This window comes from Maribellus sediminis (assembly GCF_011799805.1).
GTDB lineage: Bacteria > Bacteroidota > Bacteroidia > Bacteroidales > Prolixibacteraceae > Draconibacterium > Draconibacterium sediminis_A.
Map to the genome: position 1 here is coordinate 1,076,411 of NZ_WXUB01000002.1, position 25,779 is coordinate 1,102,189.

Consider the following 25,779-nt stretch of genomic DNA (forward strand, 5'->3'; position numbering starts at 1 on the left):
TTTACCTTTAAATTTAAAGTGTAGAAAAACTTAAAATTAAAGAATAACAAAGTTCAATTACCTAATCTATTATGTTATGAAATACAAATCATTCACAAAACTTTTATTACTGGGGTTTAGTTTCGTATTTATGCTTGCTTCATGTACCAAAGAAGGCCCTATGGGACCTGCTGGTGCTGATGGTGCTGACGGAACCGACGGAACCGACGGTGTAGATGGAAATGTAACCTGTTTGGTATGTCACTCAGGAACCAACATGGAAGCTAAAAAAGCTCAGTTCTGGATGTCGGAACACAGCGTAGGTGCTATTGCTGTTGATTATGCAGGTGGACGTGCTTCTTGTGCTCCTTGCCACTCACATGAATTATTCGTTCAATACATGACTTTGGGTGAAGCCAATAATGTAACAAATCCAAGTGCATGGAAATGTAGTACCTGTCACGGAATCCATAAATCTTTTGAAGGACAGGATTATGCACTTCGCTCAAGTGATCCAATCAATCCAATATTCGACGGATCTTTAACAATGGATTTGAACGGAAACAGCAACTTATGTGCTGTATGTCACCAGTCAAGAAGAGCTGAACCTGGCTATGGTTTGGAAGAATTACCAGATTCATTTAAAATTACCAGCACTCACTATGGACCACACCACGGAGCTCAGGCTAACGTTGTTGCAGGTATGGGTTTTGCTGAAATTCCAGGATCTGTTGCTTATCCAGAACAAGGTAGCTCAAAACACTTAAACCAGGCTTCTTGTACAGGTTGCCACATGGCTGATTTTACTGATGGCGAAGGTGGCCACTCTTTCATTCCTAGCGTTGCCGCTTGTAACGACTGTCATGGTACCGATTTGGATGACTACAATTATGGTGGTGTTCAAACAGAAGTAGAAGAAATGCTGATCGAACTTCGCGATGAGCTTATTGCTCTGGGAGTTGTTGAAGGAAACGATACCGATGGTTACCATCCACATGTAGGAACTTTCCCTACCGTTCAGGTTCAGGCTTTCTTTAACTGGGTAGGTTTGGAAGAAGATCGTAGTAAGGGTGTTCACAACCCAAAATACGTTAAGGCTCTTCTTCATAACTCTATCGAGGCTCTCCAGGGAGAAACTGCAAGTCATTAATCATTAGAAATACTGTGAAAAGACTTCTCTTGGGAAGTCTTTTTTTTCACAAACATGAAATAATATGAAAGCACTAAAAATTATATTTTCAATAGCTTTAATAGGCTTAATTTTTGGTGGATGTGCGTACAACTTTATTGTTGAAGAAGATATTATCGATCCGGGAGATCCTGATGCTCCAGAAGTATCGTTCTCATCACAGATCGTCCCCATTTTTTCTTCGAAATGTACATCGTGCCACTACACTGGGAACCAAATGCCTGATCTTACTCCTGACAATGCTTATAATTCGCTGAATTCGAGCCGTTATGTAAATACATCATCGCCAGAATCTAGTCTGATTTATACAAAGCCTAGCCCAACCGGAAGCCATGTGCAATATTCAGAAGCTGAGGCTGCGTTGGTGCTGACCTGGATAACGCAAGGAGCTCAAAACAATTAAAAACCTAAATTGATGATGATGAAAAAATATATATTGATTCTGCTTATTTTAGGAATTACGTTATCCAATTCGTTCGCGCAGGAAGAAGCACAACCGGTATACGCTTTTAACAGCGGTATTCTGATTGATGCCCAGACTTCTTACATTCCTGATGCAAAAACCCTGGAGTTTGTAATTCAGCACAAATTCGGTTCAATCGAAAACGGTCGTTCCGATTTGTGGGGAATTTATGCTGCCGGATCGAACGTAAGGTTAGCTTTAAATTACGTTCCTGTTAAAAACCTGCAATTGGGAGCCGGTATCACTAAAAAGTTCATGTACAGCGACTTTAACGCCAAGTATAAAATACTACAGCAAAAAACCAGTGGTATGCCTGTATCGCTTACCGTATTTGGTAATGTAGCTATCGATGGCAGAAACGAAAGCGCTTTTGGAACAGGAAAAGTTGTACAGTCGAAAGGTGAAACTGCCCAATATGCGGTACAATTCAGCGACCGGCTTTCATACTTCTCTCAAGCCATTGTAACCCGTAAATTTTGTGAAGCCTTTACCTTACAGGCAGGAGCAAGCTATACCCACTACAACATGGTAGGCTGGGACTACAACCACGATGTTGTTGGTTTGCATTTTGCCGGTAAAATTAAGTTCTCACCTCAGGGATCAATTATTTTCAACTACGATAAACCGTTGAAAATCGATGGAATTTCTGAATTGGATAACTGGGATACACATGCTAAAGAAAACCTTTCGTTTGGTGTTGAATTCTTTACATTCACCCACGCTTTCCAGATTTATATGGGAACGGCACAGGGTATTCTTCCTCAAGACATGATGATGAACAACCAGAAAGACTGGACAAATAAAGGTTTAGCTTTTGGTTTTACCATCACACGTATTTGGATGTTCTAAAAAAACCAATAACAATGATATAGAAAGATGGTAATATCACGAATAGCGATATTACCATTTTTTCATACAAATACAACTACAGAAGATTTTAGAGACTTTATTACATAGCATTAACCCATGAAATATTTCACTTTCTTACTATTATTGATACTTCTGAATTTATCTTTTGGTGCTTCGGGGCAGTATTACGATGATCCCAAAAATCACGACTGTTTAAAGTGTCACTCACAACAAACTTATTCGTTTCATAACGATATGTTGGACTCCGAGCAAAAACGCCTTATGAACCCGTATTTAATTATCGATACGATTCAACTGCGCAACGGTGTTCACCACAATTTTGATTGTACCGATTGCCATTCTTACGATTACACGACTTATCCGCACATTGCAACCTTAAAACTCGAGCCAATGGCAACTTGTCTCGATTGTCACGCAGGCGATGAATCGTTTGCAAAATACGAATTCGAAAAAATTGACGAGGAATTTCAAAAAAGCGTTCACTATAAAGATTATGGCGACAACTTCACTTGTGCAAAATGCCATAACCAACATTATTACTCACCTTCCGCTCGTAACAGCAGCAGTGTGGTAGAGATTGTTGAATACAGCAACAAGATGTGTTTGTCGTGCCACAACGACATGAAAAAATTCAGCCTGGTTTCGGGAGAAGCAAAACCAACTGTTGTTACCATTCACGACTGGTTACCAAACCAGGAACTGCACTTTCAGCACGTTCGTTGTATCGAATGTCACACTGCGGTTGAAGACGATTTAATGGTTTCACATAACGTTTTATCAAAAGAAAATGCAGTGCGTCGTTGTGCCGAATGTCACTCGGCCAACTCCATGTTAAAAGCATCGTTATACAAATACCAGAACCTGCAGGAAAGAGCCGAAGACGGTACTGTACTGGGAATGCTTTCCAATGAAAATTATGTCATTGGTTCACATCAGATTCCGATTTTAAAAATTATCAGCCTTATTATCTTTTTTGGAACACTCGCAGGAATTGCGATTCACCTGACCTTCAGAATTATCATTAAAAAGAAATAACAATGAGCTCAGAAAATAAAATATATTTCTATCCACTTTGGTTACGCATTTGGCACGGAATAAATGCGCTGGGAATTATACTTCTTATCATTACCGGAATTAGTATGAATTCGGGTTTTGAACAGTCGGTTATCAGCTTTAAACTTATCATCACCGTACACAACTATGCGGGTGTAATTGTAATGTTGAATTACTTCCTGTATTTATTTGGTAACCTGTTTACCAGCAATAAGAAGTTTTACATCGTTAAGCCAAAGAATTTCCTGAAACGCCCGATGAAACAAGCCTATTACTATGCCTGGGGAATGTTTCACGGAATGAAATCCCCCTACCCGCTTTCTGAAAAACGAAAATTTAATCCACTACAAAAATATACCTACATCGCGGTAATGTATTTTGTTGTTCCGCTGGTAATAATTACCGGCATCGGATTAATGTTTCCCGAGTTGATATTTAATAAAATATACAATATAAGCGGTGTATTGATCACCGCTGTAACGCATTCGGCAATGGGTTTCTTTATTTCAATATTTCTGATCATCCACCTGTATATTGCATCGATTGGCAAATCGCCACTCGATAATTTCAGAAGCATATTTAACGGTTGGCATCACGTGTAAAGAACCGCATCGACTAGAAAGAAAACAAGAAACAGCAATACAGAAAACAGAACAGAAGACATTGACGGACTAGGAATACATTGTTAGCTCACTCTGGCGTAGAGACGATATTTTGTATTAACTAAATTAAGGAGCACGATATGAATTATTCGGGCATCACCTTTATCGTAAATGTACTGTTCTGTCTTAAATCCGGAAGGATGTTAAGACGGCTCAAATCTGTATTGCTGTTTTTATTTTTAATGGTATCCACTCTGGGGATTCAGGCGCAATCCAACGACGATTGTGCCATGTGTCACGACGACCCGGACCTGACAACCATCGTTAACGGGCGTGAAGTATCAAGGTATATTCCGGGAAACATTCTGGAAAAATCAGTACACAGCTACCTCGAATGCGTGTCCTGCCACACCGACGCGGCCGTTGAAGAATTTCCGCATCCTGAAAAACTGCAACCTGTAAATTGTGGTGAATGCCACGATGAAGCCATGTCGAAATTCATGGACGGTGTTCATGGAATAGCTTTCGAAGAAGGCGACCGCAATGCTCCAAATTGCGCCGAATGCCACGGCACACACCAAATTTTAAGTTCTACCGATACAAAATCGCGGACCTATAAAATGAACATCCCGGTTTTGTGCGGAACCTGCCACCGCGAAGGTGCGCCGGTTGCCCGATCGTACAATATCGGCGAGCACAACATTATTGAAAATTACAGTCAGGGTATCCATGGCCGCGGTTTGTTTAGCAGCGGACTGATCGTTACGGCAACCTGTAACAACTGCCATGGCAATCACCTTATTCTGCCGCATACCAATTTAAACTCGAGTACTTCGGAGAAGAACATTGCCGCAACTTGTATGCAATGTCACGCTCGAATTGAAGACGTGCATACAAAAGTGATCAACAAAGAAACCTGGGAGAAAAGCCCGGGAGCCATTCCTGCTTGTACCGATTGCCACCCTCCTCACAAAGTAGAGCTTAAAAATATTCTGGATAACATTTCAGATAAAACCTGTTTAAAATGCCACGAACAAACCAATATTCATAAGGTGGTTGACGGCGAACAGGTATCACTTTATGTTGATGTAAATGAATTTGTAAACTCTTCGCACAATAACATTACTTGCGTAAAATGCCACTCCGATGTAACTGCAAACATTGCACGTCCGTGCGAAACAGCCGATAAAGTAGACTGTTCGAGTTGCCATGCTGAAGAATCAGATATTTATTTCCAAAGCGGACACGGGAAAGCTTATTTTGCCAAACATGAAAATGCACCTTATTGTACAGATTGTCACGGCTCTCATCAGGTAATTCCTTCCAAGAACGAAGACTCACCAACATTCCGTTCTGCCATACCGCAACTTTGCGGTGAATGCCACAAAAAAGACGGACAGGCGATTGAAGGTACCAACCTGAAAGAAACCGATGCATATTTCGACTATTCTACAAGTGTTCACGGGAAAAGTCTCAGGGAAAAAGGCTTATTGGCAGCGGCTATTTGTACCGATTGCCACACCGCGCATTTCATGCTGAAAGAAGAAGATCCGCGTTCGTCGGTGAATCCCACGAACCTGGCAAGAACCTGCGGAAACTGTCACAGAGGAATCTATGATCAGTACATTCAAAGCGAACACGGAATTCATGATAATACAGCTGAGCTGAAATTCCCGACCTGTGAAACCTGTCACACCGCACACAATATTTCCGAGGTACACGAAAGTAAATTCATGTCGGAGATTACTACGCAGTGCGGACAATGTCATAAAGAGCTTGCTGAAACTTACCTGGAAACTTACCACGGAAAAGTTTATCAGCTTGGATATTTGGAAGCGGCACGTTGTTCAGACTGCCACGGTGCACACAACATCTACCGGATGGACAATCCGAAATCCACGATCAGCCCAAGGAATATTGTAGGAACCTGTGCAAAATGCCACACCGATGCCAATATGAAATTTACAGGCTACCTGACGCACGCAACACATTACGATAAAAGTAACTTCCCATGGCTGTATTATACATTCTGGGCTATGACCGGATTACTTTTGAGTGTATTTGCCTTTTTCGGGTTGCATACCTTGCTATGGTTCCCGCGTTCACTCGGTGCCATGATCAAGAAGAAAAAGAAACACCACAAAGTAGTTGGCAAGCAGGTGTACATCAGAAGATTTACAAAGAAAAACAGGGTAACACACATTTTTGTAATTACCAGCTTCATTTTGCTGGCTCTTACGGGAATGATGTTGAAATTCGCCTATATGGATTGGGCCAAATTCTTGTCTGATGCCATTGGAGGTGCACGGGTTGCCGGGGTACTTCACAGAATCGGGGCAGTGGTTACCTTTGGTTATTTCACCTTCCATGTGGTTTCACTCCTGAAAGTAAAATTCCAAAAAGGCATTAAAGTAAGTAAGTTTATTTTCAGCAGTAATTCGCTGATGTTCAACAGAAAAGACATCAAGGATTTCTGGGCATCCATTCGCTGGTTTATCGGGGCCGGCCCGCGCCCGAAATACGGAAGATGGACTTACTGGGAAAAATTCGACTACTTCGCCGTGTTCTGGGGAGTATTGGTGATCGGTTCAACAGGATTGATGCTGTGGTTCCCCGAGTTTTTTACCAAATTCCTGCCGGGTTGGCTGATCAATGTTGCACAGATAATTCATAGCGACGAAGCACTATTGGCTGTTGGATTCATCTTTACCATCCACTTCTTCAATACCCACCTTCGTCCGGAATCGTTCCCGATGGATACCGTTATCTTTACGGGTTATGTTCCCGAAGAAGAATACAAAAAAGATCGTCCGCACGAATACGAACAACTCGTAAAATCAGGTAAAATAAACGATGTTCGGGTTGAAAAAGAATTTACCAAAGAGCGGATGAGAACGATCAGAATTTTTGGGTTCACGGCACTTTTCGCCGGTGTGATCATGATATTACTGATAATTTACTCTTTAATTTTCCATTAATTGCGTAAAAATGAGAAAAATGTAAATACAAATTCATGGATTAGAATCACGAATACTGCTACTGTCAACTATCAGTATTCGTGCAAAATAGAAACAATTGCTTAAGTTTGAAGATCAACTATTTCAGAACATAGTTTCAATACAAAAAGGCATAATTAGACAACTTATAAATTAGAAAGCGACCTTGAAAATATAAGCGAAAATTATAATCTTAGATTCTTAGATTTTACTACAAATCGATAAACTAATTATTATGAAATTACCATCATCCATAAGGAACTGGATCTCGATAACCGGAGCTGTACTGGCGGTATTCAACCTGGCCAGTATATTATCTTTATTTCTATTAAATGCCGCTTTTGGATTTGGTGGACAGTACATCGGTCTGTTTATATACATGGTATTGCCGGCATTTATGATCGTTGGATTGATCATGATTCCGATAGGGATGCGTATCTATCGAAAAAAAGCGCGTCAGGCTGAAAAAGAAGGCCGACAGTTAAATTGGCCGATACTCGATTTCAACAACCTGGCTACCCGCAATGCTGCCACTATATTTATTGTTGGAACCGTATTTCTTCTGATCATTTCGTCCGTAGGTAGCTACGAAGCATTTCATATTACTGAATCGGTTGAATTCTGCGGGAAACTGTGTCACCAGGTAATGGAACCTGAATATACCACCTACCATGGTTCGTCGCACGAACGTGTTGCCTGTGTGGAATGCCACGTAGGTTCTGGCGCCAGCTGGTACGTTAAAAGTAAACTTTCGGGAATGTACCAGGTATATTCGGTGATGGCTAAAAAATACCCACGACCTATCCCTACTCCTATCGCCAACTTGCGTCCGGCACGCGAAACCTGCGAAGAATGCCACTGGCCCGAAAAATTTTACGACAATAAAATGAGGGTGAAACATTCGTTTTTAACCGATGAAGAAAATACGGAACGTATTATCCAACTGCAGGTTAAAACCAGTACAAAAGTAACTCCTCAGGGAATTGTAAAAGGTATTCACCAACACATCAGCCCCGAAGTTAAAATCGAATACAAAGCACTCGACGAAAAACGACAAATCATTCCGTGGGTAAAATATACCAATTCAAAAACAGGAGAAGAATATATTTTCACCGACGATGAAAATATGGTTTCAGAAGCTAAGCTCGATTCATTGGAAACACGGGTAATGGATTGCCTCGACTGTCACAACCGCCCGTCGCACAATTACAATGCACCTCAGAATTTCATCGATCAGGCCATGGCTGAAGGAAAAATACCGACTGATTTGCCGGCAATAAAACTGGCCGCCATGACCGCGCTTTACCAGGATTACCCGGATAAAGACAGTGCCATGTTCGCCATTAAAACGCAGGTTAACGAATGGTTCGAAGGTGGTTACCCCGACGTTTTCGAAAGGAAAAAAACAGAAATCGAACAGGCCATAGCAGCCATTCAGGAAGGTTATTCCAACAATATTTTCCCGTATATGAAAGTCAGCTGGAAAGAATATCCAAACAACATTGGGCATATGGAATCGGATGGTTGTTACCGCTGTCATAACGATCGGCATGCTACAACCGAAAGCAAAGTAATTTCGAAAGATTGCAGCCTGTGCCACAACATCATCGCTCAGGGAACGGCTGACAGCCTTCAGTATTCAACCGCATTCGAAGCATTGGAATTCCAGCATCCGGTTGATATCGACGAGGCTTGGAAAACTGAACAGTGTTCTTTGTGCCATTCGGCATTATATTAGTATATTAGAGACAGAATATGACTTATTAATTGTATAAATGTAAAATACAGAGATTATGAACTACAAAAAATTATTATTTCTTCTTGGCCTTGCGATCATATTTAGTACGGCCGCAAACGCACAAACTTATAAGTACATTGGTGCTGTAAAATGTAAGATGTGTCACAATAAGCCTGAAAAAGGTGAGCAGTACAACAAATGGGCAGCGGGTCCTCACGCCAAATCAATGGAAGCATTAAAAGGCGATGAAAAAACAAATCCAACCTGTTTGAAATGTCACTCAACTGCAGGTTCGGTTGATAGCGGTCTTTTGGCCGGTCTGAAAGCCGATGAAGGTGTTTCTTGTGAATCATGTCACGGACCAGGTAGCGCTTACAAGGCTACTGCCATTATGAAAAACAAACAAATGGCACTTTCAAAAGGTATGATCGAACCTACCGAAGAAACCTGTAAAGCTTGCCATTTAGGTGATAAACCTGATGGACACGTAGCCGCTAAGAAAGCATGGAATTACGCCGAATTTGTGAAAGTAATTTCGCACGACGATCCAACAACAAATTAATAGCATTCAATTTATGTTTTGTGAAAAATTCCTTTGTTTTGCAAACAAAGGAATTTTTTTAATGTATTATCCAGAAAACAATTTACTATGAAGAAGTTAGGTTCATTTCTTTTCTCCATGTTTTTTACAGGGATACTCCTTGTTATCTTTGCCATTGCCATAGGTTACGCCACTTTTGTTGAGAACGACTATGGTACCATCACCGCAAAAATTTTAATTTACAATTCCAGGTGGTTCGAACTTTTATTAGTTATTCTTAGTATTAACCTCATTGGCAGTGTTTTTCACTACAAACTTATTAGCAAAAAGAAATGGACCGTACTTTTGTTTCATGTCGCGTTTGTAGTCATTTTAATAGGTGCGCTTATTACCCGCTACTACGGTTACGAAGGCAGTATGCACATTCGCGAAAACGAATCTGCTGATTTTATTGTTTCCGACGAAACCTTTATTACAGTTAAAGTAAGCGATGGTAACCAAAGTGTTGAGGAAACTACGGCAGTAAAATTTTCACCTTACACATCCAACCGCTTTTCAAAAAAATTACACCTAAACGGCAAAACAGTTCACATCGAAAATCAACTGTTTATGCCATCGGCCGCTGAAAACGTTGTAGTTGATCCAAACGGAGAACCCATTGTTTCGTTGATTGCTGTACAGGACGGATCGCGTCGAATGGATTTCAACCTCAGAACCGGTGATACGAAAGATATTGGTGGTCTTACACTGGGTTTTGGCCCGACTACTGCCGATATAAAGTTGCATGTAAGTGATGGCGAATTGTTTATCTCTGCCAACGATTCCATCCTGGTATCAGGAATGATGGAGGGAGCACCCGAAGTACTGGCAGCCAATACCGAAGCTGTGGTAAACACACAAAAAGCGTACACGTACAAAAACCTCACTTTTGCGGTGAAACAGTTCCTACAAAAAGCCTCAACGCAACTGGTTTATCAGCAACCGCAACAACGCGGTATGCCTACGGTTGATGCCTTCAAAGCACGGATTTCGGCCGGTGGAAGCGCAAAAGAATTAGTGGTGTACGGACAAAAAGGTGAAGTTGGCGAGTTCTATAACACCAACGTTGATGGCCTGCAAGTAGCCGTTTCGTACGGTTCGAGAATAATCCAGCTGCCATTCTCAATTTATTTAAACGATTTTCAACTCGAACGCTACCCGGGTTCAATGAGCCCGTCGTCGTATGCCAGCGAAGTGGTTTTAAAAGACGGCAGCACCGAAATGCCTTTCCGCATCTTCATGAATAATATATTGAAATACAATGGATATCGCTTCTTCCAATCGTCGTACGATACCGATGAAAAAGGTACCATTCTTTCAGTTAACCACGACTCGCTGGGTACTTCGGTTACTTACTTTGGTTACCTGATTATGGCCATTGGCATGCTGCTTACGCTGTTCAACAAAAACAGCCGTTTTAAAAGCCTGCTAAAGGTGTCGGCCAAACTACGTGAAAAACGTAAAAAAATATTTATGGTGCTGGTTACCGGCCTGCTTTTAAGTGTTTCGGCGCAAGCACAAAGTCCGGCGCTTCAAAACCTCGATAAGGATCATGTTAAGGCGTTCGACAAACTCCTTGTTCAGGACCGTAAAGGACGTGTTGAACCGGTTTCAACTTTGGCTTCGGAAATACTACGAAAAGTGGCCAAAAAAACCAGTTGGGAAGACATGTCGGCTACCGAAGTTTTCCTCGATATGCAGGCCAACCCTGACAAATGGAAAAATGTTCCGTTTATTAAGATATCAAATCCGGAGTTGCGCCGTGTGATTGGAACTTACGGGAAATATGCAACGTTCAATTCGATAGTAACTCCCCGCGAAATGGGAGGTTACCGCCTGAGTTCGATGGTTCAGGAAGCTTACGCCAAAAAGAGCAACCTCAGGAACAAGCTCGACAAAGAAGTAATGAATGTGGATGAGCGGGTGAATATTCTGATGGCCATTTTTAACGGCGATTTCCTAACGATTTTTCCAATTCCGGGCGACAGCAACCACAAGTGGGTTTCGATAAACGAAGCCAACGAATTAACACCACAGGATGCTGAATTCGCTATGAAGACGGTGTCTGCCTATTTGGGTTCGGTTCAGAATCACGATTGGGCAACTGCCAATGTATTGCTGGCCAATCTGAAACAAAATCAGGAGACGAACGGTGCCAAAATCATTCCATCGGCAACAAAAGTCAGGCTCGAAGTAATTTACAACGACCTTAATATCTTTGGGAAATTGTCGAAGATTTTCATGTTCACAGGTTTGATTTTGCTGATGCTGCAGTTAATCACACTCTTCAATCCGAATTTCAAATTAAGCTTCTTAAAAACATTTGCTTTTTATTTTATCCTGTTACTGTTTTTGGCAGAAACTGCCGGATTGGGAATCCGCTGGTACATTTCGGAACATGCACCGTGGAGTAACGGTTACGAATCGATGGTATTTATCAGCTGGGCCACTGCCCTTGGCGGATTGATCTTTGCCAAACGCTCAGAAATTACGCTTTCGCTGACTTCGGTACTGTCCGGATTAACACTGATGGTGGCCGGGATGAGCTGGATGAGCCCGGAGATCACCAACCTGGTACCCGTATTAAAATCATACTGGCTGATCGTTCACGTGGCTATCATTACAGCAAGTTATGGATTCTTGGGAATCAGTGCTTTGCTCGGCTTTCTGAACCTGATTCTGATGATCTTCAGAAACAAACGAAATACAGATCGCATCAACCACACAGTAAAAGAACTGGTAAATGTTATTCAGATTGCACTAATCATCGGGTTGCTGATGGTGACGCTCGGTTCGTTTCTTGGTGGTGTTTGGGCCAACGAAAGCTGGGGACGCTACTGGGGCTGGGATCCGAAAGAAACCTGGGCATTGGTAACGGTTTTGGTGTATACCTTTATTACGCACATGCACCGGATTCCGGGAATGCGCGGTAATTTTGCCATGAGTATGGCAGCGGTACTCGGAATCAGTTCTGTACTGATGACTTATTTCGGAGTGAACTACTACCTGTCGGGATTGCACTCATACGCACAGGGCGAACCTGCACCGATTCCTTCGGGAGTGTATGTTGCAGTGGTAGTTGTTGCCATCGTAATTGTGGCCGCCTATTTGTCCGAACGGGCCAAACCAATTCCTGAAGAAGAAATTGAAGAAGAATAAATGGTACAGGGGCAGGTTTATAGTTTTATGAACTTGCCCTTGTATACTTGTTTCCCATCCTGACGAAGTTCAATCAGGTAATAACCTCCTAATAACTCAGACAAATCAATTTGTAAGCCGGATTCAAAATTTGTGCAGATCAACATTCTGCCCGAAAGATCATAAACCACACACTCTGTTGATATCAAATTATCGGTTTCAAGCTGCAAAAAATCGCTTGCCGGATTCGGATACACCTTAACCGTAGAAGTGTTTTCCTGATCTATCCCAACAGGCCAGTTTCTGGTAAAATAATAATGTGTGCCCCCGCCTTCCTGCCAGTATCCGTTCGTGAAATTGCTGTTTTCAACATTGTCCGCAACAAATCCGGCAATGACATGCATCGGTAAAAACGAAAAAATAAAATGCCGATCCTGCACTTCTCCGGGGAGTATTTCATTTTCAGTAAGAAAGACCGATTTGTTCAAATTTATCCATTGTTCGTCCCAACTCTGCGTGACAATCTCCTGAAGCTGATTACCTGATATTTCGTTTGAATACAGCTTTCTACTGTCCTCCAACCAGTTGTCAAAGTCATAATCCCAGCTATACAAGGTTTCGCCTGCTAAATCTGACGATTCATCGTATGCGTATTCAATTCTACGTTCGGGAACAAAAACACCCGTTTGCCAGCCTTCAACATATTCCACAACCTCTGCCAGCATTTGCTGCTCATTATAAGTATAAACCAATTGATAAGTTTGTGATGAAGTCATCTCATAACTGTCGTAATCGAAACCGGTTTCAGCACTCAAATTTCCGATCGAATCATAAGTATACTCCACATATTCATAAGTTGACCACCGGTCGGAAAACTCGTCCCATTCCTTTGTATACGCCCTATACAGCCGTTTCTGCTCATCATACTCATAATCCATGCGGTCGAGTCGGCCCCAATCGTCATATTCGTCAAACTTTTCCTTGCTCCATTCCGAAGCTAAAAGTCCATCCTGATAACTGTAGTAAGTTTTTGTGAACATGCGGTAATTCACCGTTACGTATTCCTGAAATTCAACAGAATCTAAACGATCACTTTCATTGAAAAAATAATAATTCGCATCGCCGATCAGCCAGTGATTTTTATCATCGTTCCAGTTGTAATTTTTTACCAGCATTTCCAGGCCGTTGCTTTGTGAGATCAACACCTGACGCAACGATTTCTCAATACTTTGTGAGTCTTCGTTCCAATCGCGCACCACAATACTATCCAGCGTCCATTTGAACGTGTTATCGCCTTCCCCACTCTTTGTGTTTATCTGAAAATCGTTTAGAAAATCAACTTTTGCAAAATGTTTCCTGCTTTTTAGCAATTCTGTTTTATCGGTTTCAGGTGAAGGTGCTGAATCGAGTTTCAGGTGATATTCATAATCCGAAAAAACCGAATCACGCACGATTTCCTGAGCAGATGCGAACAAGGCAAAAACAAAAAATTCCAGTAAAATCAATACTTTTTGCAACATAAAATTCCACAAATGATATGAGGCTAAATATAACTAAAACATTGGACGCCGCCGTAATGCTTCAAGTAATATCGGATCAAATAAATGTATGGTTTTGAAAGTTTTATCGCATTTCGGAAAAATCTACTGTTCGTATCTCTGTTCTCACAGATACTCTTTTAACCACAGTTGTCCCGGTACCATATTGAACATCAACATGCTGAATATAAGGCGGAACTCCATCACCCGACAATAATTCGCTACCTAACAGTCCCACATTTATTCTAACAAAAAAACTGGATGCAGTAGTATGTCCGTTAACAACAGCAGGTAAGAATTTACCGGGCAACATTGCTATTTTCTGGTTGACACTATTCTCAATTTCCCGACAAAATCCTGATACCAGTTTAGGGCCTGTCAGGTTGCCTTGTTCATCCACAAAATACTGTAATACGGATAATCCAAGTTTGCCTTCTTTCATAAATTCCACAGGAATATCAATATCCTGAGCGATGGTTCGTTTTATTTCATTCTCCGCTCCAACGTAAATAAGTGGCCGATCTACTTTCTGAACTTCATATCCCAATGCCGTTTTCACCAGAAAAGAATCGGCTACAAGTAATTGATTCAAAAAGATCAGACTGTCATTGGTATAATCATAAACCATATATTCCACTCCGGTTTTATCCTGATTGAATTTCCAAACACCGGTTCGTGAAGCATTAAAATAATTCCCGATAGCAAGCGTATCTTTTGTTTTAACATTGAGTAAATAACTTTCGCCACAACGAAATTTGCTTGTTTTATCAACATGCCAAACCTCTTTGTAGTTCCCAAATTGTTCCGTATGCTTTTTTAATTTTTGAGCCTGAACAATTGAAATATGTGTAGCAGAAAGGATGAATACGAGAATTAATTTTAGCATGATCAAAGGTTTTGTACTAACCATAAAACTAAGGAAATAAATGCAGCATCCCGAATCATATCCGGATAGAATCAATATAAATTATCCTCCTGTTCTATAGCACCACAACGATCATATCCACACATCTAGATTCTTTATTATATTTGCAGGCGAAACGATCTCCGAGCCTTTGCACCTAAGTTTAATATGGTGCACGGGCCGATGGGACTGCCCGGAAACAGGTAGTCCTCCCGCATCCCAATGTGTTGGGATAAATTGGAAAGGAGAAGAAGCCTGCTTCGGTTAATGCCGGAGATGAACTCGCTGCTTTCCTGCCAGGGCAAGATCGAACAAGAATGCGAGTAAATGAACATTTCAAAGCTAAATACAAGAGTTACGCTGCCCAACATGTTGCTGATTTCCGGCAATGGCCGAAATGTGGGTAAAACAACACTGGCCTGCAAAATCATAGCTCAACTTTCAAAGTCGGTTCCGGTTACCGGGATAAAAATTTCAGCACATTTTCATCCTTATTCTGATGCCGGTCTTGTTGCTAAGAACAAACATTTTGTTATTCTGAAAGAACAGAATATCAGCCCGAAAGACAGCTCCATGATGTTGCAGGCCGGTGCCTCTGACGTGTACTTTGTGATGGCCCAAAAAGAACACTTTAATAAAGCCCTGAATGAATTACTAAAACTGCTTCCCGAACAAGCTTTGGTTTGCGAATCGGGTGGATTGCACGAATGGATTGATCCGGGAATTTTTCTTTTTGTAAATTTGAAGAACAAGCCGGTTGAAAAGACGCACTTATTGGAATACGAACCGATAATCGTGGAAAACGACGGCAAAAATTTTAACATCGATTTTGAAGCTTTTCAGTTTTCCAACGGCCGAATACAATTACTAAAATGAGTAAATACGAGCAAATACAGGATAGTATAAAAAACCTTCCTTTTTCATTTGAAACAGAGGAAGTGCCCCTTGAAAATGCATTTAAGCGGGTACTTCGTGAAAATGTGATTGCCGATATGGATATGCCGCCATTTCACAAATCGGCGATGGATGGCTATGCCTGTCGTTTCGAAGATATCGGCAATGAACTGGAAGTGCTCGAAGTTATTCAGGCCGGTATGTTCTCACACCTGACTCCCGGCAAAAATCAGTGCGTTAAAATTATGACGGGTGCAGCAGTCCCAGCCGGTTGCGATTGCGTTTTCAAAGTTGAAGATTCGGTTGAGACTGATGAGAAGCATGTAAAATGCACCAATCCTAAAACCGCAAGAAACATTTGTTATCAAGGTGAAGATTACCGGTTAAATGAAGTCCTGATACAACAAGGAACTATAATCAGTACGCCGCAAATGGCAGTTTTGGCCGGAGCCGGATACGCGAAAGTTAAAGTTACGCGTCAACCCAAAATAAGCGTGATCGCTACGGGCAGCGAGCTGGTTTCCCCATCGGAAAAACCAAAACCCGGGCAAATCAGAAACAGCAACACCAGTCAGTTGTTGTCTCAACTACACCAGATGAACCTGGATGTGATTGCCAATCTGATGCTGGTTGATGACTTCAAGCTTCTGACCGAAACGTTTACGAAAGAACTTCAGAAAAGCGACCTTATTATTTTTACGGGTGGAGCGTCTGTCGGTGATTTCGATTTTATTCCTGAAATTCTAAAGGAACAAGGATTTAAAATCTACTGGGATAACACCGGCATAAAACCGGGAAACCCAATGAACTTCTCAGAGAAAAACGGGAAGTTTGTGATCGGTTTATCCGGAAATCCGGTTTCGTCGCTGGCCCAGTTCGAGCTGATTGCCAAGCCACTTATTTACAAACTTCTTGAAGCGAATTATCAGCCACTGCGAATTTTGGGAACCATGGATTTTGACTACCAACGCAAAAAAGCCGACCGGGTAGCCATCGTTCCGGTAATTATCGACGAACGAGGATTGATCACTGAGATTCCTTTTCATGGCTCGGCACACATAAACGCCCTGGTAAACGCAAATGCTTTACTTGAAGTTCCGTTAAATATAACTGCAATAAATAAAGGCGAACCGGCACATGTTAGACCGCTTTAACCGAAATATTACCTATTTGCGTATCTCCGTCACCGATCGTTGCAACTTCCGGTGCGAGTACTGTATGCCTGCCAAAGGTGTGTCGTGGAAAAATCACGATGAACTTTTGACGTTTGAGGAAATACGCGACATTGTTAAAGCCGGCACCGAACTTGGCATCAAAAAAATACGCCTGACCGGTGGTGAACCGCTGGTACGGAAAGACCTGCCAAAGCTGGTAAAAATGTTAGCAGATATTCCTGAAATTGAAGAGATAGGACTGACAACCAACGGCGTACTACTTCCTAAATACGCCAATGAATTAAAAGAAGCCGGATTAACGCGGGTAAACATCAGTCTTGATACTATGGATCCTGAGAAGTTTGAAAAGATTACGAGGATCGGAAAACTGAACGATGTTTTAAAAGGAATTGATGCAGCGCTCGAAGCAGAATTGTTACCGATAAAAATCAACTTTGTACGCATCAAGGGAGAGAACGAAGAAGACGAAAAAGCCGTCAGGGAATTTTGTGAATCGAAAAACCTGAAACTGCGTTTTATCCGTCAAATGGATTTGCGCTCCGGTGAATTTTATACGGTTGAGGGAGGCGAAGGTGGTATCTGCACCATTTGCAACCGCCTGCGGTTAACATCCGATGGTTTTATTGTGCCTTGTCTACATTCGAATTTGCGGTATAACGTTCGCGAATTGGGGATCAGGGAAGCCTTTGCACATGCCATCGACAACAAACCCAAAACCGGACACGGAACTACTACACACGAATTTTCAAATATTGGAGGTTAAATAATGAGCCAGTTATCACATATCAACGACGACGGAAAAGCCAACATGGTTGACGTCGGCCACAAACCGCAGCAGATCAGAACTGCCAAAGCATCCGGTTTTATAAAGCTTCAGCCCGAAACCATAAAACTGATTCAGGAAAGCCTGATAAAAAAAGGCGATGTAATTACCATTGCCGAAATTGCCGGTATCCAGGCCGCCAAGGAAACGTCGCGGCTCATTCCGCTGTGTCATCCTTTGCAGCTTACCAAAGTGGAAGTAAAAGCCAACGTTGAAAATAACGGTATTCGCGTCAACAGTCTTACAAAATGCATCGGGCAAACCGGTGTGGAAATGGAAGCATTGACAGCGGTAAACGTAGCACTGCTAACCATTTACGACATGTGTAAAGCCGTCGACAAACAGATGGTGATCTCCAACATTCAACTCGATTTTAAAGAAAAGAAAGACCAGTAAGATGCAGGAAAAAGTTTGCAGCATTGAATCGCTTAATATTTCTGAGCAAAAAGGAACAATAAAAACGCCCCGAAAAGAAATCATTTTGAATGAATTGGGGATTGAAGGAGATGCACACGCCGGGAAATGGCACCGACAGGTCAGTCTGCTTGCTGCCGAAAGCATCACCGGTTTCGAGGGAAAGCTGGGTCGAAAAATCAATCACGGCGAATTTGCCGAAAACGTTACAACGCTTGGATTTCCGGTGCACAAAACCCGGCCTTTCGATCGTTTTGTTTCAGGCGATGTTGAACTGGAAGTCACCCAGATAGGCAAAAAATGCCACGGCGATAATTGTGAGATTTTTCAACTCACCGGAAGTTGTATTATGCCCACGGAAGGTATTTTTTGCAGGGTTATAAAAGGCGGTAAACTAAAGGAAAACGACGAACTGAGCTACATCCCAAAAACCTTCAGAATAAAAGTGATCACCTTGAGTGATCGTGCTTTCGAAGGCATTTACAAAGACAAAAGCGGTCCGCTTATCGAAAAGCTAAGTAAAGACTGGTTCCTTAGTCAGAACTACCTCTGCGAAACCAACCGCACGGTAATACCCGATGAAACGGAATTGCTGGAAAGTGAACTGCAAAAAGCTGCCAAAGAAAATTACGACATTATTTACACCACAGGAAGTACCGGAATCGGTCCGCGCGACGTGGCGCCTTTAACGATCAGCAAGTTTATTGATATCGAAATTCCGGGAATTATGGACATGATCCGATTGAAATACGGAGCCGAAAAACCTAGTGCTCTCTTAAGCCGTTCGATTGCCGGCGTAAAAAACAAAACCCTTGTTTTCTCACTTCCCGGAAGTACCAAGGCCGTTCACGAATACCTCAGCGAAATACATAAAATTCTGATGCATTCGTTTTTAATGCTCCATTCGATCGACAGCCACTAATTATTTATTTCGAAAGAAATCGGCAAGAATCTGGCCGTGATCAAAGGCCAGTTCAGGAAGTTCATCGATAGAAAACCAGGCGGCATTGCTGGCATCGTCGCTGCCTTTTACCGGTTTTTCATTTTCAAGTTCAACTGAATAAACCACAGAAATGGTTCGGTGACGCGGATCGCGGTCAACAGCATCGTAAGCCCGAAACTGGTTCATTTTTTCAATCTGAAGTCCGGTTTCTTCCTCCAATTCCCGGATACAGGCTTTTTCCAGTGTTTCGTCCATTTCGATGAAGCCACCCGGTAAAGCCCATTTATTTTTGAAAGGTTCCCTCCCCCGCTCAATCAGCAAAATTTTGGGAGTATTTTCAACTTGGTAAAAAACGATGGCGTCAACGGTAAGTGCGGCGCGCGGATAGTTATAAGTGTACATTTTGTTTGTGGTTTATTGATGGAAATGCTATGAGGAACGAATGGTTATACTAATTTTTTCGCCCAGTTTTTCGGTACCTGAAAATCAGGTAAATAATAGCGACAAAGATGATTAGATAGATGAAAAACTCAATCCGCTCCATTGGTGTTGATTATTTTCTTCATTACACGTAATTTGTGGGTATAACGTTTCGTATCCACATTAAAAATTCCGAACTGATCGACATTATCGATCCTCACCTGGCCCGATGCATGAATGATCTTATTGCGTTTCCAGATAATTCCTACATGCACAATGTTCCCTTCATCATTATCGAAAAAAGCGAGGTCGCCCGGCTCGGCTTCATCAACAAAACTCATGGCCGTTCCCATGTTCACCTGCTGGCTGGCATCGCGTGGCAGGGTTATCCCAATCATTTTGTAAATAATCTGAGTAAGCCCGCTGCAATCTACTCCAAAAGGTGTTCTTCCGCCCCACAAATAAGGAGCGTTGAAATACTTCAAAGCCTGATCGATAACAACCTTTCGCGGATCTTTTGGTTCCCCGTAAATCACTTTTCCGGTGGCCAAAAAGGTATCTCGAATTACTGTAAACTGCTTGAGGTACGGCCGCCAAACCGGCAAAGTACTGCCTGCTACCAGCATCAGATTTTGTTCGTCGCTAAACGGCACAATTGTAATTACGTCAGAAGTTATGGCTGAACCGCTGTTTTCAAGCTTGCTTAAGGTGCGGGCATTAATCGGAGTTATCATTTTCGAATCCACCCAGCCTTCGTATCCGTCGAAGGCCAGTTTCACGTTCGTCCAACCGACCATTTGTTCGCGTAATTCAAAATGTTCGCCAAACAAAATTTGGGTCACCATTTCACTTTTTTCTGAAGGTTCGCGCCGTACGGGAATAATACTTAGGTTGGAAATGCCGTAATTCATCAATTATTTGTTAAATTCATTTTGTAAAACAGAAATGCCGGAACCACCGCTGTTTCTACACAAAACTATTAAAAAATGAATAGGCGCTGATTGGATCGTGGCGATTTTTCTAATAAAGTTATGTTGAAAAAATCATCGATGAAACATTTGTAGTAAATTGAACTGTTATTGATCGCTTTAATTATGAATAAATTTTACAGAAGATTAAAAAAATACACCCAGATAACGGTACAGATCTTAATGTTCCTGTTGGCAGCAGTGGCTTTGTACCTGATTCTTCCGGGCGAACCAAAATTCAAATACGAGTATCAGAAGAGCTTTCCGTGGAAACATGAAAACCTGGTGGCTCCTTTCGATTTTGCCATCCTGAAAACCGCCAAGGAACTGGATGATGAAAGGCAGGAACAGATCAGTAAGATCATCCCCTATTTTACCTGCGATACGTCAATCGCCAACGCCAACATTAAAAAACTGCGCGAGGATATGCAACTGTCGTCCAATATCAAGGATGTACAAAAGCAAAATGTGATCGATATTCTGAGCCATGAACTAAAAAAAATGTATGATGCAGGAATCCTGCAATTTTCGATCGATTCGTACACCGAACTTAGCGGCAAATCCGAGATCAGGAAAATAACCGGAAATTCTGTAACGCGGATCAGTACCCAAGCCCTTTATTCTGAAAAACAAGCTTATAATACCCTGAATACAATAAAACAGGAACTGGACAAATCGCTGGGCAGTCTCGACTGGCTGAATGCGTATCCGCTCGATCGTTACATCGCAGCAAACCTGACATACGATTTTGAAACTACGCAAAAAGAAATAGACGAAGCGACCCAAAACATTTCATTATCGCGAGGAATGGTGCGGCTTGGCGAACGCATTATTCTGGAAGGAGAAGTGGTTGACAGTGAAAAGTACCAGATTTTAGAATCGCTGAAAGCCAGCTACGAAAAAGAGCGCGGCAACGATTTTAACCGCTACATGGTCGCCCTTGGGAAAAGCCTGTTCATCCTGGTGATGCTCGGGTTAATTTTTGTGTTTTTATACATTTACCGCCGCGACATCCTGGTACACCTAAACCGCCTGATTTTTCTATTGTTGCTCATCACTTTTACCGTATTTATAGCACAAATCATTGATGCCATTCCGAACCTGAACATTTACATTGTGCCCTTTGCTATTTTGCCTATTGTTGTGCGCACGTTCTTCGATTCGCGAACCGCTATTTTTACTTTGTTCATCACCACATTGCTAATTGGTTTTTATGCACCTAATAATTATGAATTTATTCTTTTGCAGGTTTCTGCAGGTGTTGTTTCTGTATTCAGTCTGAACAAAATGCACCGTCGGGTACATCTTGTACTGGCTGCCATTTGGGTGTTCCTCACCTATGCAATTGTTTACACTGCGCTCACACTCATCCACGAAGGCACGCTAATGCTGATGAATCTTAGTATGTTGAAATGGTTTGTTTTCAGTTCTGTACTGATCATGCTGGTATATATCCTGGTTTACATATTCGAGAAACTCTTCGGATTTATCTCGGATGTAACACTTATCGAGATTTCCGACAGTAATCAGCCTTTGCTGCGCAAACTGGCCGAAGAAGCGCCGGGAACCTTCCAACATTCGATGCAGATTGCAAACCTTGCCGAAGAAGTTATTCTGAAAATCGGAGGTAATCCATTTCTGGTTCGTGCCGGTGCCTTGTACCACGATATTGGTAAAATTGCCCGCCCGAATTTTTTCATCGAGAACCAGGCTGCCGGAATGAATCCGCACGACCGGATTGATAATATGAAAAGTGCCGAGGTGATCATCGACCACGTGAAAAACGGGGTTAAAATGGCACAAAAGCATAAACTTCCGGCACCAATTATCGAATTTATTGCCACTCACCACGGTACCACAAAAGCCAAATATTTCTACTTAAAACACAAGGAAGAACATCCCGATTCGGATGTAAATGAAGATCAATTTATGTATCCGGGACCATTGCCAAAATCGAAAGAAGCATCGGTAGTAATGTTGGTGGATGGCATCGAAGCTGCTTCGCGCAGCATGAAAGAAAAAACACATCAGAACCTGCAGGAACTGATCAACCGAATGATCGATCAGAAAATAGATGATAAACAACTGGACAATTCCGAACTGACTTTCAGCGACATTGAAATTATTAAAGCAACCCTTTTGGATAAACTAATTAACATTTATCATGTTAGAATAGAATATCCTGAGGATAAACGGCTAAAAAAATAATTTTTAGTAGAATTGCAAGAAAAGAAATGATTGGGACGTTAATCTTTTGTGATTAGATTTTTCAATTTAAGACCGTGGGTGAAACGTCTTGATTTGATGTTCAATTTAGGTATAAGGCAATTAAGTATATTACGATGAAAAGCTGGAAAACAATTATAGCGGCAATTCTGCTGTTGTCGGGAATAGTAATAAGCTGCAGTGATGACGGGGTTGTTCCCGAAGAAAAAGCTGAAGTGCCGGCCCTTACAAAAAAGGTAAATCGGTTTATCAAGGAGGTAATGACGGATATCTACCTTTGGTACGACGAATTACCCGATATCGATTACAAATACGAAACCGACAGTAAAGCCTATTTTAAGAAACTACTTTACAAGGAAGATAAATGGTCGTACATTACCGATGATGTTGTGGCCCTGGAAAATAGTTTCGAAGGCAAAGAGAAGTCGTTTGGCTGGTCACTGACCTTTGGTTTGTTTTCCGACACAAAAAATGTTTTTGCCATTGTGGAATGTGTTTACCCGAACACTCCGGCAGCTGCTGCAGGTGTAAAAAGGGGCGATCTGGTTGTGTTAATGAACGGATCAGATATTACCCAATCCAACTATACCGACTTGCTTTATGCCGATAATTTGCAGGTTACCCTGGCAACTTACGATGCCGAACACGGAATAACACTCGGTGGTGTTGTAAGTATGACGTCACTCGATTTGACGCTTAATCCCGTATTAACAACCAATGTAGTAGATTATGAGGGGCATAAAATCGGATATATTTTCTATGCCCAGTACATTGCCGATTTTAATTCAGCCATTGATACGGCCATTGAAGGTTTGCTTAATCAGAACATCACCGATTTAGTAATTGATTTACGCTATAACCCGGGAGGAACAATTGGCGCTGCCCGACATCTTTGTAGTGCAATTGCACCGCTTGATGTTGTAAATACAGGCAGTAAACTCGTTAGCTACCACTGGAATACCAAATATCAAAACCATTGGATAAGCTCCCAGAAGTGGGAACAGGTTGAAGTGGACTTCGACAGTGAAGTGGAGGTAAAAGCCGGTTTGGATAAAGTACATATACTTACCGGATCGGGAACAGCTTCGGCTTCGGAATTAACGATAACCGGTTTAAAACCCTATATGAGTGTAACAACAGTTGGCGATACCACTTACGGCAAATACACGGCTTCCATCACGTTGAAAGCGGAGGACTTGTATTATGACAATCCTGATTATTACGAAGAAATTGACAACTGGGGCCTGCAACCCATCGTTTTACGCTATGCCAATTCAACCGGAGTTACGGATTTCAAAGATGGATTTGCACCCGATATCCCTGCATTTGACGACTTGTTCAATACCTTTCCTTTGGGCGACATGAACGATCCGCTTTTTGCGGCTGCAATAGAAGACATTACCGGCACACCGGTGATAACAGCCATGAAAAGTGCGAAAAAACCGGCATTCGATTATAAAATAATTGGCAGAGGATTTTCGAAATTCGACAAAAACAAACGCGAACTGCTCATCAATAAAAAAGAAATCGAAAACATACATTAAGGCGCTGTTCAGTTAGGGAAACAATCAACTCGTTATCAACAACTTATTTAGTTGCCTTATTTGCATATCTCGAAAATGTACACTATTTTTGACCAGAACCCTAATAGTGACGCGAGATGTTTGAAGAGATTAATCTTTCTACCCGGGATTATCCTGCGCAAGCGCTGGATGAGCGGCAAATCAGCCAATCGGTAAAAACCATAAATGATAAGCAACTGATTGATTTTGTGGAATCAATTTCACAAATGGTTCTCATTTTAGATGAAGAACAAAACATCGTTTATGCCAATCAAAGCTTCAACAGTTTTTTCGAGAATAAAAAAATAAGCCACATAATCGGGAAAAAACCGGGCGATAGTTTTTCGTGCCGGCACAGCAGTGTAGCCGGATCAATTTGCGGAACGACAAAATTTTGCCGGTCGTGCGGAGCTGCACATGCTATTCGCGATGCTGTTCAGGGAAACCGTTCAACGAAAGAATGCAAAATACTTACCGTTAAGAACGAAGCCATTGATTTACGTGTTACTGCCAGTCCTGTAACACTACAGGGGCACAAACTGACTTTGTTCTCAATTAGTGATATCAGCAATGAAAAACGACGCCGGTCGCTCGAACGGATTTTTATTCACGATATACTGAACATTGCCGGTGGCATTTCGGGTTTATCGTCCATTATGAAGGAAATAGATGATCCGGAAGAATTAAAACAAATTGCTGATACGATTGAAGTTGCAGCCAATAATCTGGTGGATGAAATCCAGAGTCAGCGTGAACTAAGTTCTGCAGAAAGAGGTGATCTTACCCTGCATTATACCGCTATTGAAACTTCGGATATTCTAAGCCAGCTTCAGAAACTATACTCTAACCACGAGCTGAACCTGGGAAAAGAAATCACGATTCGCGATGATGCCAACCAGTCGATTGTAAGTGACAAAATGCTTATAAAACGTATCCTCGGCAACATGGTTAAAAATGCTATCGAAGCTACGGTTCCTAACGACCATATAACAATTAGTTGCATTGGTTTGGGCAGAAAAGTTCGCTTCGAGGTGCATAACCAAAGTTTCATTCCCGAAGATGTACAGCTGGAATTATTTAAACGTTTTTATTCAACCAAACAAAATGGCCGTGGCATTGGTACATACAGCATGAAATTGTTTGGCGAAAAATACCTGAAAGGCAGAGTGTGGTTTAAAAGCACTGCTGAAGAAGGAACGAGTTTCTATTTTGAACTTAGTGCCTGATCTTCTCATATCATTCTATAATTATTTCAGAAAAACTGTTCCTCCGGTTAATTTACGGGTCAGGCGTTTCGGCAACTT

At 41.8% G+C, this 25,779-nt stretch carries 21 protein-coding genes and 1 riboswitch; of the genes, 17 read left to right on the plus strand and 4 right to left on the minus strand.

The window, feature by feature from the left end:
* Positions 1–76: 76 nt before the first annotated feature.
* From HFD85_RS10740 to HFD85_RS10780, 9 genes are all read left to right on the plus strand, one after another.
* Positions 77–1,129 carry a hypothetical protein gene (locus HFD85_RS10740; RefSeq protein WP_167608916.1) on the plus strand — a complete coding sequence of 351 codons (1,053 nt, stop codon included), beginning with the start codon at positions 77–79 and terminating at the stop codon, positions 1,127–1,129.
* Between the two features lie 64 nt (positions 1,130–1,193).
* Positions 1,194–1,571, plus strand: a complete 378-nt coding sequence (locus HFD85_RS10745; RefSeq protein ID WP_167608919.1) for a hypothetical protein — start codon at positions 1,194–1,196, stop codon at positions 1,569–1,571.
* A gap of 18 nt (positions 1,572–1,589) precedes the next feature.
* Positions 1,590–2,480: a DUF5777 family beta-barrel protein gene (locus HFD85_RS10750; protein ID WP_167608922.1), complete on the plus strand. Its 891-nt coding sequence runs from the start codon at positions 1,590–1,592 to the stop codon at positions 2,478–2,480.
* A 282-nt stretch (positions 2,481–2,762) separates the two neighbouring features.
* Positions 2,763–3,536: a cytochrome c3 family protein gene (locus HFD85_RS10755; protein WP_167608925.1), complete on the plus strand. Its 774-nt coding sequence runs from the start codon at positions 2,763–2,765 to the stop codon at positions 3,534–3,536.
* A gap of 2 nt (positions 3,537–3,538) precedes the next feature.
* The gene (locus tag HFD85_RS10760) at positions 3,539–4,156 is read left to right on the plus strand and encodes a cytochrome b/b6 domain-containing protein (RefSeq protein WP_167608928.1); all 618 of its coding nucleotides are present in this window, start codon (positions 3,539–3,541) and stop codon (positions 4,154–4,156) included.
* 200 nt (positions 4,157–4,356) lie between these two features.
* Positions 4,357–7,134, plus strand: coding sequence for a cytochrome c3 family protein (locus HFD85_RS10765; RefSeq protein ID WP_167608931.1), 2,778 nt, complete (start codon positions 4,357–4,359; stop codon positions 7,132–7,134).
* 253 nt (positions 7,135–7,387) lie between these two features.
* Positions 7,388–8,890: a cytochrome c3 family protein gene (locus HFD85_RS10770; protein WP_206081941.1), complete on the plus strand. Its 1,503-nt coding sequence runs from the start codon at positions 7,388–7,390 to the stop codon at positions 8,888–8,890.
* 55 nt (positions 8,891–8,945) lie between these two features.
* Positions 8,946–9,452, plus strand: coding sequence for a multiheme c-type cytochrome (locus tag HFD85_RS10775; protein WP_167608934.1), 507 nt, complete (start codon positions 8,946–8,948; stop codon positions 9,450–9,452).
* 87 nt (positions 9,453–9,539) lie between these two features.
* On the plus strand, positions 9,540–12,629 hold the full coding sequence (locus HFD85_RS10780) for a cytochrome c biogenesis protein CcsA (protein ID WP_167608938.1): 3,090 nt from the start codon (positions 9,540–9,542) through the stop codon (positions 12,627–12,629).
* Between the two features lie 17 nt (positions 12,630–12,646).
* Here HFD85_RS10780 and HFD85_RS10785 read toward each other — a convergent pair whose 3' ends face one another.
* Both HFD85_RS10785 and HFD85_RS10790 read right to left on the minus strand, forming a co-directional pair.
* On the minus strand, positions 12,647–14,128 hold the full coding sequence (locus HFD85_RS10785; RefSeq protein ID WP_167608941.1) for a T9SS type A sorting domain-containing protein: 1,482 nt from the start codon (positions 14,126–14,128) through the stop codon (positions 12,647–12,649).
* Positions 14,129–14,231: 103 nt separating this feature from the next.
* Complete coding sequence (locus tag HFD85_RS10790; RefSeq protein ID WP_167608944.1) at positions 14,232–15,032, minus strand: hypothetical protein; 801 nt, start codon at positions 15,030–15,032, stop codon at positions 14,232–14,234.
* A 147-nt stretch (positions 15,033–15,179) separates the two neighbouring features.
* A riboswitch (molybdenum cofactor riboswitch) is annotated at positions 15,180–15,314 on the plus strand.
* Positions 15,315–15,377: 63 nt separating this feature from the next.
* On the opposite strand from HFD85_RS10790, the gene HFD85_RS10795 reads away from it, so the two are divergent.
* From HFD85_RS10795 to HFD85_RS10815, 5 genes are read left to right on the plus strand one after another with little or no spacing between them, the layout of a single operon-like run.
* Positions 15,378–15,926 (plus strand): molybdopterin-guanine dinucleotide biosynthesis protein B, encoded by a 549-nt coding sequence (locus tag HFD85_RS10795; protein WP_167608947.1) that lies wholly within the window; start codon positions 15,378–15,380, stop codon positions 15,924–15,926.
* The gene (locus HFD85_RS10800; protein ID WP_167608950.1) at positions 15,923–17,098 is read left to right on the plus strand and encodes a molybdopterin molybdotransferase MoeA; all 1,176 of its coding nucleotides are present in this window, start codon (positions 15,923–15,925) and stop codon (positions 17,096–17,098) included. Before HFD85_RS10795 ends, HFD85_RS10800 begins: the two co-directional genes overlap by 4 nt.
* The gene (locus HFD85_RS10805) at positions 17,082–17,882 is read left to right on the plus strand and encodes a GTP 3',8-cyclase MoaA (protein ID WP_167608953.1); all 801 of its coding nucleotides are present in this window, start codon (positions 17,082–17,084) and stop codon (positions 17,880–17,882) included. Before HFD85_RS10800 ends, HFD85_RS10805 begins: the two co-directional genes overlap by 17 nt.
* Positions 17,883–17,885: 3 nt before the next feature.
* On the plus strand, positions 17,886–18,338 hold the full coding sequence (gene moaC, locus HFD85_RS10810; RefSeq protein ID WP_167608956.1) for a cyclic pyranopterin monophosphate synthase MoaC: 453 nt from the start codon (positions 17,886–17,888) through the stop codon (positions 18,336–18,338).
* 1 nt (position 18,339) lies between these two features.
* Entirely contained in the window at positions 18,340–19,278 is a 939-nt protein-coding gene (locus HFD85_RS10815) for an MOSC domain-containing protein (protein WP_167608959.1), read from the plus strand.
* Here the strand turns inward: HFD85_RS10815 and HFD85_RS10820 are convergent, their stop codons facing one another.
* Both HFD85_RS10820 and HFD85_RS10825 read right to left on the minus strand, forming a co-directional pair.
* Positions 19,279–19,701, minus strand: a complete 423-nt coding sequence (locus HFD85_RS10820) for an NUDIX domain-containing protein (RefSeq protein ID WP_167608962.1) — start codon at positions 19,699–19,701, stop codon at positions 19,279–19,281.
* A gap of 128 nt (positions 19,702–19,829) precedes the next feature.
* Positions 19,830–20,630: a C40 family peptidase gene (locus HFD85_RS10825; protein ID WP_167608965.1), complete on the minus strand. Its 801-nt coding sequence runs from the start codon at positions 20,628–20,630 to the stop codon at positions 19,830–19,832.
* A 183-nt stretch (positions 20,631–20,813) separates the two neighbouring features.
* Here HFD85_RS10825 and HFD85_RS10830 point away from each other — a divergent pair, with 183 nt between their 5' ends.
* From HFD85_RS10830 to HFD85_RS10840, 3 genes are all read left to right on the plus strand, one after another.
* Positions 20,814–22,895 (plus strand): HD family phosphohydrolase, encoded by a 2,082-nt coding sequence (locus HFD85_RS10830; protein ID WP_167608968.1) that lies wholly within the window; start codon positions 20,814–20,816, stop codon positions 22,893–22,895.
* A 134-nt stretch (positions 22,896–23,029) separates the two neighbouring features.
* Positions 23,030–24,457: a S41 family peptidase gene (locus tag HFD85_RS10835; protein ID WP_167608971.1), complete on the plus strand. Its 1,428-nt coding sequence runs from the start codon at positions 23,030–23,032 to the stop codon at positions 24,455–24,457.
* A gap of 116 nt (positions 24,458–24,573) precedes the next feature.
* Positions 24,574–25,701 (plus strand): sensor histidine kinase, encoded by a 1,128-nt coding sequence (locus HFD85_RS10840; protein WP_167608974.1) that lies wholly within the window; start codon positions 24,574–24,576, stop codon positions 25,699–25,701.
* Positions 25,702–25,779 lie beyond the last annotated feature (78 nt).

Coding starts and splice junctions, on each gene's coding strand:
- HFD85_RS10760 (WP_167608928.1), top strand. CDS start 3,539: ATGAGCTCAGAAAATAAAATATATTTCTATCCACTTTGGTTACGCATT.
- HFD85_RS10815 (WP_167608959.1), top strand. CDS start 18,340: ATGCAGGAAAAAGTTTGCAGCATTGAATCGCTTAATATTTCTGAGCAA.
- HFD85_RS10790 (WP_167608944.1), bottom strand. CDS start 15,032: ATGCTAAAATTAATTCTCGTATTCATCCTTTCTGCTACACATATTTCA.
- HFD85_RS10755 (WP_167608925.1), top strand. CDS start 2,763: ATGAACCCGTATTTAATTATCGATACGATTCAACTGCGCAACGGTGTT.
- HFD85_RS10805 (WP_167608953.1), top strand. CDS start 17,082: ATGTTAGACCGCTTTAACCGAAATATTACCTATTTGCGTATCTCCGTC.
- HFD85_RS10750 (WP_167608922.1), top strand. CDS start 1,590: ATGAAAAAATATATATTGATTCTGCTTATTTTAGGAATTACGTTATCC.
- HFD85_RS10770 (WP_206081941.1), top strand. CDS start 7,388: ATGAAATTACCATCATCCATAAGGAACTGGATCTCGATAACCGGAGCT.
- HFD85_RS10775 (WP_167608934.1), top strand. CDS start 8,946: ATGAACTACAAAAAATTATTATTTCTTCTTGGCCTTGCGATCATATTT.
- HFD85_RS10820 (WP_167608962.1), bottom strand. CDS start 19,701: ATGTACACTTATAACTATCCGCGCGCCGCACTTACCGTTGACGCCATC.
- HFD85_RS10835 (WP_167608971.1), top strand. CDS start 23,030: ATGAAAAGCTGGAAAACAATTATAGCGGCAATTCTGCTGTTGTCGGGA.
- HFD85_RS10780 (WP_167608938.1), top strand. CDS start 9,540: ATGAAGAAGTTAGGTTCATTTCTTTTCTCCATGTTTTTTACAGGGATA.
- HFD85_RS10795 (WP_167608947.1), top strand. CDS start 15,378: ATGAACATTTCAAAGCTAAATACAAGAGTTACGCTGCCCAACATGTTG.
- HFD85_RS10745 (WP_167608919.1), top strand. CDS start 1,194: ATGAAAGCACTAAAAATTATATTTTCAATAGCTTTAATAGGCTTAATT.
- HFD85_RS10840 (WP_167608974.1), top strand. CDS start 24,574: ATGTTTGAAGAGATTAATCTTTCTACCCGGGATTATCCTGCGCAAGCG.
- HFD85_RS10830 (WP_167608968.1), top strand. CDS start 20,814: ATGAATAAATTTTACAGAAGATTAAAAAAATACACCCAGATAACGGTA.
- HFD85_RS10825 (WP_167608965.1), bottom strand. CDS start 20,630: ATGAATTACGGCATTTCCAACCTAAGTATTATTCCCGTACGGCGCGAA.
- HFD85_RS10765 (WP_167608931.1), top strand. CDS start 4,357: ATGTTAAGACGGCTCAAATCTGTATTGCTGTTTTTATTTTTAATGGTA.
- moaC (WP_167608956.1), top strand. CDS start 17,886: ATGAGCCAGTTATCACATATCAACGACGACGGAAAAGCCAACATGGTT.
- HFD85_RS10785 (WP_167608941.1), bottom strand. CDS start 14,128: ATGTTGCAAAAAGTATTGATTTTACTGGAATTTTTTGTTTTTGCCTTG.
- HFD85_RS10740 (WP_167608916.1), top strand. CDS start 77: ATGAAATACAAATCATTCACAAAACTTTTATTACTGGGGTTTAGTTTC.
- HFD85_RS10800 (WP_167608950.1), top strand. CDS start 15,923: ATGAGTAAATACGAGCAAATACAGGATAGTATAAAAAACCTTCCTTTT.